The sequence below is a fragment of the Planococcus sp. SE5232 genome (genome assembly GCF_050686535.1).
Lineage (GTDB): Bacteria > Bacillota > Bacilli > Bacillales_A > Planococcaceae > Planococcus.
Genome location: NZ_JBOGCP010000001.1, coordinates 938,347 through 959,084, shown reverse-complemented (window position 1 = coordinate 959,084; position 20,738 = coordinate 938,347). Strand labels below are relative to the sequence as shown.

The 20,738-nt window shown below is 49.7% G+C and carries 11 protein-coding genes; 2 read left to right on the top strand and 9 right to left on the bottom strand.

The features are described 5' to 3' along the window. Positions 1 to 7 precede the first annotated feature (7 nt). From ACRC6Q_RS04470 to ACRC6Q_RS04445, 6 genes are all read right to left on the bottom strand, one after another. Positions 8 to 982, bottom strand: a complete 975-nt coding sequence (locus tag ACRC6Q_RS04470) for a GDP-mannose 4,6-dehydratase (RefSeq protein WP_431465894.1) — start codon at positions 980 to 982, stop codon at positions 8 to 10. Between the two features lie 920 nt (positions 983 to 1,902). Further along, positions 1,903 to 2,247 (bottom strand): EamA family transporter, encoded by a 345-nt coding sequence (locus ACRC6Q_RS04465; protein ID WP_223634680.1) that lies wholly within the window; start codon positions 2,245 to 2,247, stop codon positions 1,903 to 1,905. Beyond that, positions 2,234 to 2,572, bottom strand: a complete 339-nt coding sequence (locus ACRC6Q_RS04460) for an EamA/RhaT family transporter (RefSeq protein ID WP_223634683.1) — start codon at positions 2,570 to 2,572, stop codon at positions 2,234 to 2,236. The genes ACRC6Q_RS04465 and ACRC6Q_RS04460 overlap by 14 nt, the downstream gene beginning before the upstream one ends. Next, positions 2,565 to 4,304 carry a DUF6020 family protein gene (locus tag ACRC6Q_RS04455; protein ID WP_431465893.1) on the bottom strand — a complete coding sequence of 580 codons (1,740 nt, stop codon included), beginning with the start codon at positions 4,302 to 4,304 and terminating at the stop codon, positions 2,565 to 2,567. The genes ACRC6Q_RS04460 and ACRC6Q_RS04455 overlap by 8 nt, the downstream gene beginning before the upstream one ends. After that, entirely contained in the window at positions 4,301 to 5,242 is a 942-nt protein-coding gene (locus ACRC6Q_RS04450) for a glycosyltransferase family 2 protein (RefSeq protein WP_223634689.1), read from the bottom strand. The genes ACRC6Q_RS04455 and ACRC6Q_RS04450 overlap by 4 nt, the downstream gene beginning before the upstream one ends. A gap of 1,132 nt (positions 5,243 to 6,374) precedes the next feature. Then, positions 6,375 to 8,735: a bifunctional 2',3'-cyclic-nucleotide 2'-phosphodiesterase/3'-nucleotidase gene (locus tag ACRC6Q_RS04445; protein ID WP_431465892.1), complete on the bottom strand. Its 2,361-nt coding sequence runs from the start codon at positions 8,733 to 8,735 to the stop codon at positions 6,375 to 6,377. Between the two features lie 512 nt (positions 8,736 to 9,247). On the opposite strand from ACRC6Q_RS04445, the gene ACRC6Q_RS04440 reads away from it, so the two are divergent. Together ACRC6Q_RS04440 and ACRC6Q_RS04435 are read left to right on the top strand one after the other, a co-directional pair. Then, the gene (locus ACRC6Q_RS04440) at positions 9,248 to 10,303 is read left to right on the top strand and encodes an S-layer homology domain-containing protein (protein ID WP_431465891.1); all 1,056 of its coding nucleotides are present in this window, start codon (positions 9,248 to 9,250) and stop codon (positions 10,301 to 10,303) included. 332 nt (positions 10,304 to 10,635) lie between these two features. Further along, the gene (locus ACRC6Q_RS04435; protein WP_431465890.1) at positions 10,636 to 11,721 is read left to right on the top strand and encodes an S-layer homology domain-containing protein; all 1,086 of its coding nucleotides are present in this window, start codon (positions 10,636 to 10,638) and stop codon (positions 11,719 to 11,721) included. Positions 11,722 to 11,853: 132 nt separating this feature from the next. On the opposite strand, the gene ACRC6Q_RS04430 is transcribed toward ACRC6Q_RS04435, so the two are convergent. The 3 genes from ACRC6Q_RS04430 to ACRC6Q_RS04420 form a co-directional block, all read right to left on the bottom strand. Next, the gene (locus ACRC6Q_RS04430) at positions 11,854 to 15,660 is read right to left on the bottom strand and encodes a S8 family serine peptidase (protein WP_431465889.1); all 3,807 of its coding nucleotides are present in this window, start codon (positions 15,658 to 15,660) and stop codon (positions 11,854 to 11,856) included. 233 nt (positions 15,661 to 15,893) lie between these two features. After that, entirely contained in the window at positions 15,894 to 17,804 is a 1,911-nt protein-coding gene (locus ACRC6Q_RS04425) for a S8 family serine peptidase (protein WP_431465888.1), read from the bottom strand. A gap of 1,661 nt (positions 17,805 to 19,465) precedes the next feature. Beyond that, positions 19,466 to 20,491 carry an acyltransferase gene (locus tag ACRC6Q_RS04420; RefSeq protein WP_223634715.1) on the bottom strand — a complete coding sequence of 342 codons (1,026 nt, stop codon included), beginning with the start codon at positions 20,489 to 20,491 and terminating at the stop codon, positions 19,466 to 19,468. Positions 20,492 to 20,738: the final 247 nt, after the last annotated feature.

Sequence of the window (20,738 nt, the reverse complement as noted above, 5' to 3'; positions counted from 1 at the left end):
ATGTCTACTATTGTTTTTTGGCCAAGTCTGCATATTTGTATTTTTCGGTGTACCAGTCACGCGTAATCGACAACCCGGTTTGAAACGGAATAGCTGGTTCAAATCCTGGGATCTGGCTTTGATGGGTGGAAGCTGTTGTGGATTGGATAGGCACATCCGTTTGTCCGACACCTGCTGTATCCAGGCTATTTCCCGGGAAATCTCCATTCGATAAGGCATTGACCTGCTGGACAATCGCCTTGTCCGATAAGCGTGCAATGGAGCCTGTTTCGTATCGTTTCCCCGCGTCGCCTAAATGGAAGACGGTGTCGATTGCCTCGCATAAATCGCTGACAAACAGCCAGTCCCGCTCTTTCCCATCCGTTTCCAGGATTTCCAGCTTGCCGTCCAGCGCTTGCTGGATTGAAAGAGGAACGAGTGCATCATCCTGCTGCATCGGCCCGAAGATTTCCGGACTTGCGGTCGTAACGACGTTCAACCCGTATTTTTCATGGAAGCTTTGGATCATCTCATCGGCGTTGGTTTTACTCAGGGTATACAGCGTGTTTTGTCCCGAGTCCATCAAGGAAATGTGATGGAAACGCGCGGTTTTATAGGCTGGCTTCGGCTGATGCGCAGCGTCCATCCACGCACTTTGTGCGGCGTACAACAGGTTCATCGTGCCAAGCACATTGGTCTGCTCGTAGAGTCGAATTTCTCCGACGTTTTCCCTGCTGCGCGTTTCCGCTGCGAAATGGATGATATCGGTGATGTCGTAATGCTCGAACAAATGATTGATGGCATAGACATTTCGGATATCGACGCGGTGAAAGGCATAGCGGTTTTTCTGATCCGGGCAATGCATGTTTCCCGGATTAGCGGCTTCGGTGTTATAATCAATATTAACGATTTGATAATCCGGGTACTTATTTAAGTAGTAGTGGATCATATTGGAACCGATAAATCCGTGGCCACCGGTGATCAATATAGTTTTGGCGCTCATAGCTGTCCGCCTCCCTTGCTCGATTAGGTGATTCCGGGACGAGCTGAGTGGTTTCATCTACCTACTCGACACGTCTTTTGTACCAGTTATTTCTTATATAATAGAATCTTAAAGTTAAATGTAGGTTAAAAGACGTTATTTTCTAAATATTTAATTAGTATACAATGTTATTGGATATTTTGCATCATAAATCTTAATATTTACCAGTCTTTAGATATATTTTTTATCTAAATGGTAGTGATTATATAGTTAAATGGAAAATATTTTATATTTTTTTGTTCTAATGCGTTTATTTCTGAAAGCTTGTATGATTCTTTAGGACCTGAGGAGTGGTTCGTTGTACATGTGTTTCTTCTGGGGGTAAGATGGAGGATAGTGGAGATAAATTATGTATGCATGAAGTTGATGAAGTGTTTTATATGAACCGATACTCCGCAAAGCAGCTGCGCTTTCGGGAGTTCTAACTGAATATGTGAGGCTTTTAGCTGAACTCTTAGAGCGGCTACCTGAACTCTTTATATGTATAGCTGAATCTTTTGCTCCTTTACATGAACAATTCCCATCCTTACCTCAATTCACCGTGCTCCACTTAGACAACCCGAATCATTTTTTCTCTCTAAGCGAAGGCGTGTGCACCATCACGCCGAGCGATTGCAGAACCACTCACCTTCTTCCTATACCACGCATCAGTACGTTTGCTGTTATATTCCCCGCCACCCAGCGGCAGGTGCGTCCAGGAGTGGACGGAGCGATAAGACTAGTAGCGCACTTCAGCTACTCGGCTTAGCGCGGGAGTCCATTCCAGAGCACCAACGCGACTTCTAGAACCCGAATAAGTTGTGTGGGTGCCAGGCACCCGCACAATTCAAAAAAAGCTGCAGAAAGCTCGTCAATCCGAGTCTTTCTGCAGCTTTCGCTTATTAGCCGACCAGCACAAACGCGCCGGTGACGATCAGCAGGACGCCCACGACTTTGCGGGTGCCGATGCGTTCTTTTAATAGGAAATACGATATGAGCATGGTCCAGATATACGTGATCGCCGTCAATGGGAAGACGACCGTATAGGGCAGGAACTTCAACGCGACGATGTTCAGGATGGCGCTGACGCCGTAGAGGAACACCCCAAACAGCAGGCGCAGCATGAAGGCTTTGCGTTCCATGTTGATATTGAAGGATGATGCTTTTTTCAGGAAGTAGCCGCCGAATGCGCCCACCCAGGTCATGATGACCAGCAATAAAATCAAGAGAATGTTAATCGCTGTCACCCCCGATAACGATGACGCCGATCAAAATCAGCAAGGTGCCGATCGAGATATTGAACGTGATGGCTTCATTCAGAAACAAGGCTCCGTAAAAGATGGCGATGACGTAGCCCAGGCTGAGCAAGGGATGCAGCACGGACAGTTTGCCGAAACGGAAAGCCGCGGTCATCAGGACTGCGCCCATGCCGTACAGCATGAAGCCGCCGAGCATGTGCAAATCCAGGATGGCGTCGGACATTTTCCACAGCAATTGCCCGGTCGCCGTCGAAACGGCGGCAAGGATCATCAGCAGGATGCCGATGGGTGCCGTTTTTTCAGGCTTATTCACGAAGATGCCCACCTTTGGGACCGAAATTGATGAGGCTGATCAGGAAAGCCGCATACATGAACAGCGATGTGTTGAACAAGTAACGGAAATCCTGGGCCGGCATCGTTGCCATGACCGCCGCCGTGTTCAAGGCGATCGGCAACAGGATCAGCCAGATGCGCCAGTTGTTGCGCAAATAGGCGACATAGATGAACAGCGTGATCAGGAACAGGTAGACAGCCGGACGCCAGAGGAACTCTTCGGCTTCGGTATCCACTTTCAAATAAAGCTGGGCGCCGTATGTGACTTTTGGATAAATGACGGTATTGAGCAGCTTGAATTCATTGCCATGGTAGATGTTGGTGACGAAACGGTTCATGTGGCCGTCTTCTTCCAAGCGCATCTGCCAGACCAAGGAAGTTTCATCGAGAAAGGCTTCGATGGCAAGGCCGGGATTTTGCATGACCAGCTGCGCCCAATGCTTGGCGTAGAGCTTCGGATCGTCGTAGATTACAAAGCGGTCGTATTCGCCCCATGAGAATTTGATCGGATCGACGCTGGACGGATTGTATTTCTCCGGCCATAGCTCGAGCGGCATCAGGCGGTTGATGTATTCCCGCTGCTCCTCGGTCATGTCGCCGTCTTTGGTGACGATATTGGCGATCTGCTGGGTCGGAATGCTGAGTGCTTCCTGCGGATCGGACGGCACGACGTCGAGCGCTGTATACACCGGGCCGGTGATAACCTGGTGGATGATGATGATGCCGAGCGTCATCGGAAGCAATTGCTTCCACATGCGGCGGTACATGATGAGCGCCGCAATCATGGTGATGACGAATACCGGGAAACCGTTGTGCCGGAAGAATACCAGCATGAACGACCCTAAAAGGAATAAAAGAACGAAGGAAACTTTCTTTGTCTCCAGTCCTTTTGTTTTGACGAGCAGTAAGATCAATAATGAGAAAAATAATAAAGAAACGCTGTAGAGAACGTCTTTCCAGATGATGATCGACATGATCGAATTGACCGGAACGATGGCAGCGGCAAGCAGCACGGCCCAAATGATCCACGAATTGACCTTGAAACGTTTCATCAGGTAGCCCATATACCCCATCGTCAACGCTAAGGCGAAGATTTGGAATAAAGCGATGATGCCCGGGCTGTCCCAGATTTGTCTCAGGAACATGATGAGCCACGTGAACATCACGGGATGCCAGTTGGTGAACTCACGGGTTTCGGATTGTTCCCATTGAGATAGGGAATCCGGCGTCATCGCGGCAGGATAGAAAGCGATGAACATTACAAGCGAAGCGCCGAGCATCGGCAGCATGTAAAGCAGCACGTAGAGCGGCGACACTTTCTGTTCGCCTTCCGGCATCCGGATGCTGAGCAGCAGTTTGATGATGGAAATGACGATCAGTGCAATCGTCAGGAATAAGCCGATATAGACGGCTGTTTTGATCAGCCAATGGTTATCGGCCAGGTATTCCTGGTTGCCGAGCAGACTGAGCCCTGCGAGAACGGTGAACAACGGCATGAAAATAGCCAGGCTGATTTTTTTGCCGCGCGGCCAATTTTTGACGGTTTGGACGAACGAACGGCTGTAAAAAAGCAGTCCGAACAGCACGAGCGTCACGGCACCGATCAGTACCGGATGCGCGTTTCGGATCGGTTGGAAATAAAAAATGGCTGTAAATGCAAGGAAAAGTGCTGCAACAAAATATGCAGCACCCAGTAGGTACGTTTTTTTCATAGAGTTTTATCACCTTTTATCCGGTCACTGATGCGGATCAATTCAAGTTCAAATTGTTTCCGGTGCGTGCCGGCGACTGTGTCGAGGATAAGTCCGCAGGCAAATGCCAAAGTGGACAGCATCATTAAGCCGACTGCCAGGATGGCGGATGGGATGCGCGTTACAAAGTCGATTTGAATGTATTCAACGATGACAGGAATTCCTGCAGCGAGACCCAGGATAAAGAACAGGACTGCCCAGCATGAGAAAAACAATAAAGGCTTGTAGTCTTTGAAAAGCGTGAAGATCATGCGCAACACTTTGATGCCGTCTTGGATGGTGTTGAGTTTTGATTCGCTGCCTTCCGGGCGGTCGCGGTAATCGATGGCGACTTCCTTGATGAGGAATTTATTGTCCAGCGCATGGATGCTCATCTCGGTTTCGATTTCAAAGCCCGGGCTTGTGACTGGAAGCGATTTGACGAACAAGCGGTCAAACGCGCGATAGCCGGTCATGATGTCGTTGATGTTGCTCTTGTACAGACGGTTGATCAGGTTTTTGACAAGCGTGTTGCCGAACCCGTGGAATTTCCGTTTGTTTTCATTGAAATACGTGCCGTTGGACAGGCGGTCGCCGATGACCAGGTTGGCTTCCCCATCGATCACGGGCTTGATGATGTTGTGGACGAATTCCGCCGGGTATGTATCGTCGCCGTCGGCCATGACGTAGACGTCCGCATCGATTTCACGGAACATCGAACGCACGACGTTGCCTTTCCCTTGACGCGGTTCCTGCCGAACGACTGCCCCGTGGGCCAGCGCCACTTCGGTGGTTTTGTCTTTCGAGTTGTTGTCGTAGACGTATATTGTCGATTCTGGAAGTTCTCGTTTAAAGTCGTCGATCACTTTGCCGATCGTCATTTCTTCGTTGTAGCAAGGCAATAATACCGCAATTTTCATAGACATGTTCTCCTTTTATTCTTAAGCATTAACTAAACTATCATATCATGATTACAGGATTTAGTGAAATTGGTTTTGGGTTGGGGGTGGGTGGTAGATAGCGAGCGGTTCTGGAGTTGCTCGGCAGCGGTGGTGCACGCGCCTTCGCTTGGGCAATAATTTAGCTTTAGTAGGATTCTATCAGTCGCTTCGGTCGCTTAGGGCATGGCTCACGCCATGAGCCGAGAAGAACCCTCGTCTCATCGCTCCGCCCAGCCCGTGGACGCGCCTCAGCTGGGTGTTGTGGGATACACAATCTGTCTACTGGGTGTTGTGGAGTGAATTGTTCGGGAATTGTTTGGGTGCCTGGCACCCAAACAACTCTCAAACAATTCCCCTGTTGTACCCATGAGAGCGGTAGTAAGGGGTATTTCCTGTACGTTTGCTTTTCGTTTACGAAAAGCCGGCATCATGGAAAGTGAACTGGATCGAGTAAGTGACGCGTTGAAAACTTTACATGAACGTTGTGCGGCTGTACCTTCATCTTCAGGGTTCCTATCTCAATCTGTAGAGCGGCTACCTGAAGCATCCCACTTCCTACCTGAACTTACTCCATTTCTACATGGATCTCACTGGTTTTACGGAGTTCAAGCCCTTGAATAGAAACGTCACCTCTTCATCTAGAGAGAGAAAAAACACCTGTAGAACCCGTCACGGCTTGTCCAAGCCCAGCGAAGGCGCGTGCACCACCGCTGCCGAGCGATTTTAGAACCCCATGCCCACTATCTCCCTCTCACAAAAGTAGTTTGTTGCATATTCCCGCAACACTCTAAGCAGAGGCGCGTCAATGGAGGGGGTGGAGCAAGAAGACTGGCAAGCGGAGCGCTGCCCGGCTTCTTGCGGGAACCCTCTCCTAAGCGCTGAAGCGATTTATGGAACCCTGTCCAAATTGTGTGGGTGCCAGGCACCCGCACAACTCTCACACAATTCACTCCACGCCTACTTCTCCCTCCCACACAAAAGAAATTTGTTGCGTATTCCCGCAACACTCTAAGCTGAAGCGACTTATGGAACCCTGTCCAAATTGTGTGGGGGCCAGGCACCCGCACAATAAAAAAAAGCTTTCCGCAACGAGCGGAAAGCTTTCTTTGTGTTATTCGATCACGATTCGGTACTTGGCGAAATCGTTGGCAGCTGGGGCTACGTAAGTGATGCCGCTGCCTTCTGGGATCAGGCTTTGTGCGTTGGCCGAGGTTTCAAAGACGATGTTCTGGTCGCCCGCAATCGGTGCGAATTTCCAGTTGGCGTCTGCTGAAGGGTCGATGGTTCCGATTTCCAGCAGGTAGTCGATGATGACCTGGCGATTTTCATAGGCGTAGTCGATGACTTCCACGGCATCGGTGACGCCTGGGAAGTTGCCGGTTGCGCGGTAGTTATTCGTTGCGACCAGGAATTCCTGGGCATCGGTTACCGGCGCACCTTCATAGGACAGGTTTTTGATGCGGTTGGAAGCTGGATTCGCCAGCACGCCTTCCGCGTCGTATTTGGCAGGGACGGTGACGTCGATTTCGTAGGTGACGCCGTCCAATACGTCAAAGTTATAGGTGCGGAAATCGTTGTTGATCAATGGCTGTTCGCCTGTCGCTGTCGGGTTGATTTGCTGGAATTGCCCTGCAGCCATTTCCAACCACTCCTTGACGTCTTTGCCTGTCAGTTTCAAGGCGAATACCGTGTTGTCGAAGACGTAAAGGTCGGCGACGTTTTTGATGGCGATTTCACCGGTTGCGATGTCTGTGTAATAGTTTCCGCCATTGCGGCCGCCCGCTTTAAACGGTGCTGCTGCAGATAGGATCGGCAAGTCGGCATTGGCTGTACCCGCTACCTGCTGCTCGACGTACCAGGTTTGTGCGTTGTTGACGATCTGGACAGATGGATCGTCCTGAACCAGTGAGAAGTAGCTGTTGATCGGTGCTGTGGTTTCACCGACCGGGCTGCGTACGTATTCGATGGTCGCTTCGTGTGTTTCTTTGACAGCGTCAATGACTTGCTGTGCGACGACGTCGGATTCGGCATCGATTTCACGCAATTGCGCTTTGCCCGATTCAACGTTCCATTCCTTGCCTTTTTGCGACAGCTGCAAATCAATGATGCCTAAGTGGCTGCCGAAATTGCCCGGCATGACGACGGGTGTGCCGTTGATGGTCCCCTGCTGTTGGTCGACATTTTTCAAGTCGCCGTAAGAGCCCGGGAAGACATCGTGGTTGTGGCCGGTGATGATGGCGTCGACGCCTTCCACTTCAGAAAGCTGGTAGGTGATGTCTTCTTCGCCGATTTCATGGGTTTCGTCACCCATTCCTGAGTGGGATAGGACGACGACTACGTCCGCTCCCGCTTTTTCCACTTCCGGAAGGAATTTCTCAACCGATTCGACTGCGTCTTCGGCGATCACTTTTCCTTCAAGATGCGCGCGGTCCCATTTCATGATGTGCGGAGCGACGACTCCGATGACACCTACTTGAATCGTGTGCTTCTTGCCTTTGCCATCGACCACTTCCTTGTCGATGATCGTGTAGGGTTCGTAGCGGTTTTCATTCGTTTCAGCGTCGTAGACATTGGCGTTCAGCACTGGAAACGGTGCATCATCCAGCGCTTCGTCCAAATAATCCAAGCCGAAGTTGAATTCATGGTTGCCTAAAGTCGATGCATCGAAATTTAGCGAATCAAGTGCGGCATAGGCCGGATGCAGCTCGCCTTCTTCGATCGGGTCGACGGTTGCTTTATAGCCGCCGAATGGCGTTCCCTGGATCAAGTCGCCGTTATCGAATAGGAGCGAGTTGCTGTTTTCTTGGCGCGCCTGTTCGATCAGCACCCCTGTTTTCGCCAAGCCCAGGCTGTTCGATACTTTGTCCTGGTAGTAATCGTAATTGACGAAGTTGGTGTGGAGGTCGGAGGTCCCCAGAATGCGCAAGGTGACATTCTTGCCGCCGACCGGCTGGTATTCTTTCAGCAAGCGCTGGACAATCGCCCGCATCTCGCCTGGAGAAACCGGCTTCGATGGTTTTACGGTGCCGTCACCATAGCCTTTGAGCAGGCCGATGCCGACTCCTTTGGCCAGGTCCTTCAACAGGCTTTTGCTTAAGTAACGGTTATCTTTAAAATTTCTCAATAAGCCTGTCGAATAGACTTTGTCCGTCATGACTGCGCGTGAAGCGATTGAAAACGCCTGCTCACGGGACAGTTTTTCATCCGGCGCAAAGACCGTCTTGGACTTTCCGCTCGTCAACTTCAGGTTGTAAGCCGCTTCAACATATGGAGCCAGCTCCTTATCGACGTCCTTGAAGCTGATGGTCGAGCCGTCCCCTAAATCCAGTTTCAGGGACGTCACCAAATGCTTGATGAACTCGCCTCTCGTCACTTCGTCGGCTGCCGCCTGTGTTGGAACGGCTGCAAACAATCCGCTGAGAACGAGGACAAACGCTGCGAGAATCATGGAAATTTTTCTGCTGATCGCCATCTTTTCATCTCCTCTTCTTTTTGACTAAATAGTCTAACAACTAAATTATATACGACAACCGAAATATTAAAAGATATTTACAAAAAGAAAATAGAGTGGAGTTGCAGCTTTCTTAGGGTTCTCTAAGTCGCCTCGGTCGCTTTGGAGTGGGTTCCCACAATAAGCCAGGCAGCTAAACACTGCCAGTCTTATTGCTCCACCCACTCCGGGGACGCGCCTTCGCTTGATGTTGTGGGATATGCAACCTGTCTACTGTGGGTGGTGCGCGGGAAGTGAATGTGTGGTTTTGGAATCGCTCTCGCTCGGCAGCGGTTAAATTGTGTGGGAATTGTGTGGGTGCCTGGCACGCACACAATTCTCTTTAGGTTTCTCGGACGTAAAGTATCCCAGCTTTCCCCATCCAAATGCCTCCAATTAATCAGAATAATCAGTATTATTTATGGTTATCGGCTTCCTCCCCTGTTAAAATGCAGGTAAGGATACGAAAAAAAGTTTTAGAAAGGATGAGAGCTATGAAGAAAATGGGAAAAGTCGCGATGTTCTTTTTGGCACTGCTGCTGATTGTGCCACCTGCTTTGGCCGCTCCTGATTTGTCTGAGCAGCATACGTTTTATGAAGAGATCAATTATCTGATGGAGCGTGATGTGATCACCGGCTATCCGGATGGCACGGTCCGGCCGGATGCTGTTGTCACCCGTGCCGAAGCGGCGATTATGATTGGCCGTCTGAAGGATTTGGATGGCACTCAACGCGAGACGAAGTTTCCGGATGTAACGGCCAACCAACGGGCAAGCGGCTATATTGCTTCGGCTGAAGAAGCCGGCTATGTTTCCGGCTTTACGGATGGCACTTTCCGTCCGTATGCTGCGATTACGCGCGGAGATATGGCCATCATCGTCGACCGCCTCTTCAGCCTTGGACTCACTGCACAAGTGGATTTCACAGATGTGTCGCAAAATATGAGAGCTTATGAAGCCATTTCCCGTATTTTGGCCGGCAACATCACCATCGGGTATCCGGACAATACTTACCGTCCGTCTGCATCCGTGACGCGCGGACAGTTTGCGGCATTTTTAGGGCGTGGGCTTGAGCCTGCTTTCAAGAATAAAGCAGCGATTCCGGTTTCATTTATGAAAGACAAGACAAAAACCTATATCTACCAGACGCCTGAAGGAATCGAACGCCACAGCTATGCTTATGTGCCTGACCGGAGCGGCCGCGAGTACGGGTTCATGTGGTCCGTCGTTTCGGACATCGGCACCGGCGAAGCTTTGTACGGGGAAATTGAAACGCATCGCACGTTTGGCCTTCAATTCATCCCGCAGGATATTTATGTGCTGGATCTTCAGTATCCGGTGCGGCTGGGTGATTCCTTCACAGATGAAAACAATCAAGTCTTCACGGTCACAGCTGTCGGCCAAACGGTCACCACCGATTACGGAACATTTGAGGATGTTGTGGAAGTCACGGTCAATGGCTACCAGCATTATTACGCGGAAGGGCATGCGCGGATCCGCGTGGATAATCCTCAAGGGGATACAGTAAATCAACTGATAGGGATGGAATGAGGAATTGTGTGGGTTTTGGGTGGATTTCTAGTACCTATACAATTTGAGCAATGAAAGCTTTAATAGGTTTCTATAAGCCGCTTCGGTGCTCTGGAGTGGACTCCCGCGATAAGCCGGGCAGCGCTCTGCTTGCCAGTCTTATCGCTCCGTTCACTCCGGTGGCGCATCTCAACTTAATCGGGATAAATAGTATGAGAATTGTGTGGGTGCCAGGCACCCACACAATTCTCACACAATTCCAAAAATAATATTGGTAATTATCCCATTTTTGTAACTCTTATGGGTATACTGTACATGTAGAAAATTTCAGATACCCGAGAGGATGGATAACTTTGAAAAAGACACTGATTCTGAGTAGTGCTGTATTGGCGTTCAGTTTAATGGGCACGCCTGCTTTGGCTGCTTCCGACTTGCCTGAGAACCACCGTTTCTATGACGAGATCGATTATCTTGTCGACAAGAAAGTCATTACCGGATATGAGGATGGCACGTTCCGTCCTGACAAAACCGTCACTCGCGCAGAAGCTGCAATCATGATCGGCCAATTGAAGGATTTGGATGGCACGCAGAGAGCGACTGGCTTTAAAGACGTCAGTAGATCCAGTAAAGCGAGCGGCTATATTGCTGCTGCACAAGAAGCCGGTTATTTGAATGGTTATCCCGATAAGACCTTCCGTCCGGATGCACCCATTACCCGCGGAGACATGGCAATCCTGCTGTCGAATATTTTCACGATGCCTCTTTGGGGTGCCACTGACTTTAAGGATGTCTCTGCGAATATGAAAGCATTCGAGCCGATTAACCAACTGGTTTCCTACAATATCACCGCCGGTTATCCCGACAGAACCTATCGTCCGTTAACCAACGTGACCCGCGGCCAGTTCTCGGCTTTCCTTGCCCGCGGATTGGAACCTGTATTCAAGAACGATACTCACATGGAAAATTCTTATTTGCGTGATAAAACAAAGGTTTATTCCTACCGCTCAGCTGACGGCACAGTGCTGAATGCGCGTTATACGGACGATTCACACCTTAATGGCGAACCACTCGGTTTCCTTTGGGAAAACTATAATGAAGACGTAGAAGATATTTTCTATACGGAAGACGAAACCTATGATATGTATAATATCGGCTTCCCTTTCTCTGAATATATAACCGAATTGGTTTATCCGATCAAAAAAGGAAAAGTGTTTAATATCGACAACCCTTTTGCACCAGTAAGTAAAATTACCGGAGTCAACGTCACTGTCAAAACACCTTATAAAACCTTTACCAATGCAGTCGAAGTTACAGTTCCATATGATTCTTCCGTTAACCACGATACGGGCTATAAATATTATATGGTCGAAGGGTTCGGCACGGTTAAAACCGTCGGCCTCGATGGTAAAATTTCGTCAGAATTGATAAAAGTACAGTAATCGGTGCCTGGCACCCGCACAATTCCCACACAATTCAATAGAAAAAGCCGGAAGCAGCTGCTTCCGGCTTTTTCTATTGAGATATTCTCACGCTCTAGATCTGTTCTTGATCTGCTTTTACTCCATTCCTACTCAGTTTTTAACAGGCTTCCCTGGCTTATCGGGTTTGCCTTTTCCTGGTTTCTCAGGCTTGTCGGGTTTGCCCTTGCCCGGCTTGTCCGGTTTTCCTGGCTTGGTTGGAGCTGCCTTCGTGATGGTGAAGACGGCCTCTGTTACGTGGCCACCCAAATCGATGACTTTCAGCTTGATTTCGTTTGCTCCATCGGCCGGTACCGGCACGGTGGTGGTGATGTCCTGGTCGAAATTCTTCAGTTGGTAAGGGGCTGTCAGGTCTTGGGCGAAAATTTCGCTGTCAAAGTAATACGCGCGGATTTCGTCGAAATTGTCTTTGACGTTGAAAGTGATTTCCACTTCGTCCTGGTCAAGGCCGATTGTTTTCGGCACGTCTGTCAAGGTGATGACCGCTGGAGTGGTGTCGACCAGCACTTGGCGGCGAATTTCCATCTCGTTGCCGAATTCGTCGATGGCTTTGACTTTGACGTAATGGGAGCCATCCGCCAAGGTCAGCTTGTGGCTGAAGGTCTTGCCGTCAAATTCAGCTGCCGGCTCGCCGTTGACTGTCAGGGAAACGATTTTCGAATCGTCTTCCACGCGTCCAGCGACGGCCACTTCTTTGGTTTTGTGCACTGACAGGACATCCGGCTTGTCGATATAGATGACCGGTTTGACGGTTTCAGGTGTTGCCGTCGATAGGTCGACCACTTGTTGGTTGCCGGCCGTATCGTAGAATACTGCTGTCAGTTTGTCGCCTGCTTTCAGCTCTTCCGTTACCGCAAAGCTCGTGACGTCAGGCGCCAATGACTCGTCTGCAGGCGTCGCCGCATTTTCCGTCAGTTCTTTGTCGTTCAGGAAGACTTCCCAGCGATCTGGGCCAGAGCCTTCTGGGTTGTCGTTGAAGCTTGCCACTTCCACCAGTTTGGCCGCTGCGTTGAAGCTTGCTGCTGCAACGGGTGCTACGGTATCGACTTTCACCGGGAATTCAATTGTCTGCCATTCCGCATTTTCATAATCGATCACTGCGCGCAATTGAATTTGGTAATCGCCGTCCGCTACGGCTTTTTCAAGTACTTTTCCATCCCAGCCATTGGCCGGATTGAAGTTATACGACTCATCGGCTGAATAGTTCTTCACCAATTCGTCTTCTGTCCGGATGGCCCGCAAGGTGTTGCCCGCTGCATCCAGCACGTTCACTTCAAAGTCCTTGGCGTTCCGCAGCAATGAATACACTGGAATTACCTGGTCTTTCAGGCCATCGCCATTCGGGGAAAACGCGAATCGTTCCGGCACAAAGTCCGGCTGATGCGTTCCGCCTGTGATGGTCTCGCCGTTTTCATCCACCAAGAAGGTCATTCCGTAATACGTGGCTGGATCCCATGCGAAGTAATCGAAGATATTCGCATCATCCCATCCGCCGTTAAAGCCGAAGTATGGAACGACCAATTCCGTATTGCCCGTCACTTCTTCGTTGGCATCCGTCAAGGTCAGGAAGCCGTCTACGAAAAAGCCGTTGGTGAATGCTTGATAAGCCGCATCGTTTTCCAGTGCGGACACATCGACTGCGACGGTAATGTCCTGGCTGCCGTTAGCCGGAACCGTCACTGTTTTCGGCACATCAATCGCCACTTGTTCCGTGACGACATTTGATCCTGCGATGTTCGGTGCCGTCACCTGGACGCCGCTCGCCGTTAAGGCTTTATCCGTCTGGACATTGACAGCTACGTTATAATTTGCCGGCTCATCCGAGAAATTCTGTGCCGTCACTGTGAACGTGAATTTGTTGTCTTTGATTTCTTTTAATGCCACTTTCCCTTCGCCTGTCGCTTTTTCGGTCACCGTCACGTCAGTCGACAAGGCATCATGCAATTGCATCAAGCCTGCTCCCTGGCGGCGCGGTGAAACGAATTCCCCAGCGATCAATTCTATGGGATTCGCTGTATTCATCATCAGGTTCTTGGCGAATTGAACACGTTCCTTGCCGTCGAGCCCCAATTCCTCGATGCGTTGGAAGATCAAAGCCGTACCGCCTGAAACATGCGGTGCTGCCATCGACGTTCCGCTCATCAAGCCGTATTCATCGTTGTTCAATGTCGAGAAGATATTGCCGCCCGGCGCTGTGATTTCCGGTTTGAAATCCAGGTTCGGTGTTGGTCCCCATGAAGTAAAATCACTCATCTGTCCAGCTGTCGGACTTTGGGTTTCCAGGTATTCTCCGTCAAACAAAACCGTCACCCTCTGGCCGGCGTCGATCAATGCTTTCATAGCCACACCGTCCGCCTGAAGGGCTGACATATAAGGAATCGTGATGGATGGATCGGACGCCATATTGATGGTGCCTGACGTGTTGTTGTAGATGATGACACCGGTCGCTCCTGCAGTTTGTGCGTTGATCGCTTTTTCCACGAACGGATTGCCACCGCGTGAAATCAGTGCGAATTTACCGGTGAAATCTTTTCCTGCAAAGTCAGCGGCCATACCCAGTCCCGCATCCGCCACTTCATAGGAAGCTTCCGGCAAATCGCGTGGATCTTTGTCGTTCGCCAATAGGTACATGGCGCGCCCGGCTTCTTCCCCGTCCGCCTGGTACGCAAAGCTCATGGCCGTGATCATGTCGTTTTCAAAAGATGCGACACCAAACGAGTCGAATGAAACACTTGGCGAGCCGGTCAAGCCGTAATCCTGGTTTTCAGCATAGGGATAGAAATAACCCGATCCCAGCATATCCGAGTTTCCGGCTGAAATGGATACCAGGATGCCGCTGTTTGTGGCGCGTTCAACCGCCTGTTGTTCAGGGTTCGAGGAATCCACAAATCCGGAAACGGAGCCCAATGACATATTGATGACATCCGCCCCCAATTTGATGGAATCATCGATGGCTTTAATGTAGATATCGCCGTAAGTCGATGGATACAACGGATCATTGCCGAACACTTTCAGCGCAAGCAATTGCGCTTCCGGAGCTACGCCCTTGATACCGCCGTTTTCTTCATTGCCGTTGGCTCCCACTGTGCCGGCTACGTGCATGCCATGCATCGAAGCTTCCGGTCCGAGGTCCAGGATTTCATTCTTGCCGTCCATGTAATTGTAGCCGAACGGCACTTTAGGCGTGAAATACTGGCCATTTTCCACTGAGCCATCGCCCAATAGCGCGCCGACATCGGCTTTGGTGATGTCACCTGAAACGTCATCGCTCAAGACCATGTCTTTGTGGCTCGGGTCGATGCCGGTATCGATGACGCCGACGACCATGCCTTCGCCTTTATAGTCGTAATCGTTCCAGACTTGTTGCGCCTGAACAAGTTCTTTGGAGTATTTCATTTCCGGTTTGATTTCCGGACGTTGGTATTCGGTTGATTCGTAGACAGCTTTGACGCCGCTTTGAGAAGCGATGTCTTTGACTTTTCCGGCTTCCACTTCAGCCGAGAAGCCATTGAAGACCGTCGTGAAATTTTCTAGGTATGTAATGCCGGGTGCCAGTTTCAAGATGGATGACTGAACTGAATTTTGTTCAGAACTGACTGCCGCTTCCAAGGTTTCTTTCTGGGACGCTGGCAGATTTTTGTAGAGCACGCCTTTGCGTGTCGCGTTTTCGATTGCCGGTTCGCTTGCGAGTTCCACGATGATCCGCACTTGTTTGTTCGGATTTTTCGGATTTTCAAGCGTTTCCGGAATCTTCACTGCCGGCTTTTTCAGCTGCAGCTCCTGGCCAGCCCCAGCTGCTTTATTCGGCGCAGCTGAAACGCCTGGCAAGCCTGCCGAGACAGTTCCAAAAGCTACCAGAAACACCAATGCCATCAATAAAATTGAACGTATCTTCCCCAATTTTTCTCCCCCTCGTCAAAATAATGGAATTTTCAAACTAAAAGACAGTTTAAATTTACCATAATTCACGGCTTAAGCGACCAAACGCTAATCAAAATAACATTACTTTTATGTTACATTTATTACAAAATGATACATATTGAATCGATGAGAAAACCCGTCATGCCAGAGGCAGACGGGTTTCGGAAGGGATATGCAGTTTTATGGAAATGAAAATGAAGACAGTCCGCGCTTTACATTGAAGCCAGTCGATAGATGAAGATGGCCAATTCGCCGCGTTTTACATTGTTGACGACGCCGAATTGTGTAGCGCTGATGCCGTTGGTGATTTTATTGGTGGCCAGCGCATTGACCGCTTCTTCGTAACGGGAGGATACGTCGGTAAACGGCAATTTCTCACCGTTCGGCTGAAGCTTATAGCCGTTTTTCAGAATCAAGGCGATTTCGCCCCGCGTCAGCTTTTGGGTTGCCCCGAAGGTCGTTTTCGTCTTGCCGCTGATGTAGCCCGCGTGTTTTAATGCGTTCACTGACGGCACGGCACGGGCCGGGACATCGGTGAATCCGGATGCTGGCGCAGCGGCCAGGTTCAAACCAAGTTCTTTTGCCAGCCAGATGGCGGCGTCTACACGAAGGATGTCGTTTTGAACGCCAAACCGTGTGGAGCTTTCACCATTGGTGACCCCTCTTTTCACCAGGTAGTCGACTGAAGGAAAATAGGCAGCAGAGACATCTGTGAAAAGATCCGCAGTTTGTGGAACGGTTATTTTCAATGAAGCGGTTTTATTTCCTAAAGTTGCAGTGACGGTGGTGCTCCCAACTGCTTTCATCGTCACTTTTCCTTTAGAGACGGTGGCTACTGCCGGATTTGATGAAACCCATTGTGCGGTTTGGGCCGCATCGATGGCTTCGCCGTTCGTATAGCTCGCCGTCACAACCAGTTGAACCGATTTGCCGACTGCGCTGGTGATCGACGCTTTATCGAAAGCCAGTGTCAGAAGTGGATTGCCCACTTCAGAAATTCGCGGTGCTTTATAGGAAGAAATTTGAATCAATCCATGGCCGTAGAGGGGATCTCTGCCAGCTTTGCCCAAGTCTTTCGCTTCCTGCGCCATCACGGCCCGCAATTCCTTGTTCGTCAATTTTGGGTACGCCTGCTTCATCAAAGCCAATTGGCCAGCCACGTACGGCGTCGCCATAGAGGTACCGGACATCAGGCTGTAGCGGTTACTCGGCAATGTGCTGTAGATGTTCAGCCCAGGCGCCACCACTTCAACCGCAGGTCCTGTCGACGAAAATGGTGCGCGAAGCAAGTTTTGCCCTAATGCACCCACCGCAATGACGGATGGATAGCGTGCCGGATACTCGACATTATCGCCTATCCCCGTATTGGTGCCGACATTGCCGGCTGCTGCTACGATCAATATTCCTCTGGCATAAGCTTTGTCGAAAACTTCCTTAAAGACGGTGGAATCTTCCGGCGAACCGCCACTCAAGTTGATGATGTCCATATTATTGGTTATCGCCCAGTTGACGCTTTCAATCAAATCGGATAAATAGGCGTCGCCTTTGCTGTCAAATGCTTTGACGGCGTACAGGCTCGCTTCGTGTGCCACACCTTTTAAGCCGATGCTGTTATTTTTGGCACCGATGATTCCAGCGACATGCGTTCCATGCCCTTGATCGTCCGCATAGGAAGTCATGCCATCGATAGCGGAATAGCCACCGGCGATGACCAAATCTTCATGTCTGGTGATCCCCGAATCGATGACGGCGACTTTCACGCCTTTTCCTGTAAATCCGGAATTCCAAGCCGCAGCTGCTTTGATCTGCGGAATTCCCCAGCCTTCCGATTGAGCACTAAGAGAAAAGACGATATCTTCTTCAATCGCTTTGACGGAAGGATCGGCCAAAAGCTTCGCAGCTTCCGCTTCCGTCATTTCCGCAGATACAATCGATACTTCCTCATAGGCCTCTACCTCAGAGCCGCCGAAATTTTCGGTCTTTTCAGCGATTGAAAAGCTCTTTTGCTCTTCCTCATAGACGATAATCATCCGTTTTTCCTGATTGTCATCCGCTGAAGCCGTTAATTGCCCCAAACCCGTAACCAGAAGTAAAGCGCTCAACGTGCTATACAGTAGTTTCAATAAAAAAACCCCTTTGCTATCTTGAATTATTTTAGTAGAATTTTCCAAAAATATAAGAAATATTTAACAGAGATATAAGTTCTAATACCAATATCAGTATATAAGATGGAGAAAGAAGCGTCAAAGCCAATTGTGTCCATTGTTTGATTACTTGTATTGTACTCACTTCCAGCAGAGATGAAAAGGGCTTTCGCTTAAATTCATACTAGAAAAGAGTAATTTATACTAATATCTGGGGGAGCTGACTTCAGGGGGAAGAAGTCGCTCCAGGTGGACGCTTTCGGGCCCGCAGGATGCGGGTCATGCAGCTGGCGCGACAGGACGTCGCGGTGCCAGCTGCCGGGGGGCTCGCGCCGAACTAACTCGGGCTTAACGCCCGAGTGGATTTCGGCACTTCACTGGTTCCCCCAGGAGTCGCCACCTTCCGCTCTTTCTTCTAGTTTTTTGGGAGATAAGGAGTGAGGCGTCACTCTTTATCGGAGGAATGCGGAAAGCATAGGCATCGAGCTGATCACGAACAGGTGTGGGACTTGCGCAGAAACGTTTGTTTCTGCATCATTTTGTGTGTTGAACTGGAGATTTCTTTATTGGTGGCTACTTGGGGTTCTACCTGAATGTTCGTGGCTTCTACATGAACAATTGGAGCGGCTACCTGAAATTTTCATATCTATAACTGAAATTTTTGCTCCTTTACATAAACAATCTTCATCTTTACCTCAATTCGATGTTTTTTACAAAGTTCAAGCACCTGAATGGAAGCTGTTCGCGTGGCGAACAGCCGGGGATAGGGAGTGACATTTTCTGATCAGGTATTGTCCATATACAGGATGTAATTTCCCTCATGAAATTCGTGTAGGAAAGGAAATCTTTCATATAGAGAAGTTAAAAAGTGAGATAGTATCCTCACCTTCTTATAGTAGAAACTTATAATTGTTAGGTAGAGATCCCTACTCTTCCTCTAAAAACACAAATCTATTTATAGACTTCACCCACATCAAGCGAAGGTGCGTGCACCATCGCTGCCGAGCGATTTCAGAACCACTCTCCATCTATCTTCTCGACAAGAACCAGAAGATGGGATGTCATCCCCACACCCAGCTGAGGCGTGTCCCCGGAGTGGGTGGAGCAATAAGACTGGCAGCGTTCTCCAGCTGCTTGGCTTATTGTGGGAACCCACTCCAAAGCGTCCGAAGCGATTTATAGAATCCTATTAAAGGTATTCCCGCAACCTCACTCCAAGCGAAGGCGCGTGCACCACCTCGTCGAGCGATTGCAGAACCACACGCCCACTTTCCCCACCACATCCAACATGGCTTGCCGCATATCCCCCAACACCCAAGCACCGGCGCGTCCCCGGAGTGGGTGGAGCAATAAGACGGGCAGCGTTCTCCAGCTGCCTGGCTTATTGTGGGAACCCGCTCCAAAGCGTCGGAAGCGACTTTTAGAAACCGCTCAAACTAAGTACGCCCAGCAAAGCACTGCTCGGCTTATCCCAGGAGTCCATTCCAGAGTACCAGAGTGACTTATAGAAACCCAAATTGTGCGGGAATTGTTCGGGTGCCAGGCACCCGCACAATTCAAACCAACGCTGCCCGGCACTAGAGCGATCTGTATACCAAAATAAAAACAGCCTTCTTATATAGAAGACTGTTCGTTTTTTGCTATGGCACCAATCGGTTGATCACCGGCAGCTTCTGCATGGCCAGGATGATGGCAAACGAGAGGGTGAATATGAGAATCCAGACAAGCGGAACGCTGAGGATCGGGTTGAAAGTGGTTTCGTTGAGCCCGAAGAATTTATTCAAATAAATCTGGATAAGCGGATGGATGACATAGATGCCGAAAGTGGCGGTGCTGATCCGTGTGATCAAGGCATTCGGCTTGATCTTGTTCGCCATGTGCTGGAATCCGATGAAGATGAACAGTGTAATCAGCAAGTTGTTCGGGCGGTAATGCTCGTAGAAGAACTCATCGAACTCTCCCGCCGGCAAACCGTTGTTCAAGTAATAGGTGCCCCAAAGCGTCGCAAAATAGCTGATGACAGCGAGTACGCCCAGTGGCATCAGGTATTTTTTCGGAACCGGGTAGAGCACGAGATAGGCGCCGAGCAGGAAATAGCCGATATACGGTTGGAACAATCCGGCATCCAAGGCAATTTCGAAGCCGAGGAACTTCGGCAGAAACGGCAGGAAGCTGGCAAAGACGATCCAAAACAACAGAAAAGCCTGGAAGGTTTTCTTGTCCATGTAAGCTACCAGCAGTTTCAGAAAAGGCGCCATGATGTAGAGGCCGGTGATGGTGTAGAGAAACCACAAGTGGTAATAGATGTCGTCAGTCAGGAACTGTACGAGGATTTCATAGGCGGTATACGACTCGCCCAGCTCGTAAATATTGTACAGCGTGTAGACGAAGCTCCAGAAAATCAGCGGAATGACGACTTTCGACAGCCGCTTCTGCAGAAATTGCCAGACGCTTTCCTCTTTATCACGCGTCAGCAGCAAAGCGCCGCTGAGCATGAAGAAAATCGGCACACACCAGCGCAGACCGGCATCGAAAACATTGGCGAAATGCCAGATCCAGTCGTCCGTGGTGGTGCTGTTGATGATTTTTGAAACTACATGAATGCCGACGACTACGAAAATCGACAAGACCCGCAGCCAATCCATATAGTCATATCTTCTGGCCATGTGGGCAACTCCTTCTATGTATGTATGATGTTGTGGTAAAGATTGATAATTACTGTTTATTACAAAGAGCAAGAGAAGCTCATTCTCATATCACCTCTACAACCTATAGAAGAAAGAGTGGAAGGCGGCAGATGTTCTAAGTATACGAGTCGCAAAGACATTGGCCGAACTCTCTTCGGCCAATGTCTTGTCCACCTGGAGCGATTTCTTTCCCCACTCCGCTTTTAAACATCCTTACTTTAAATCC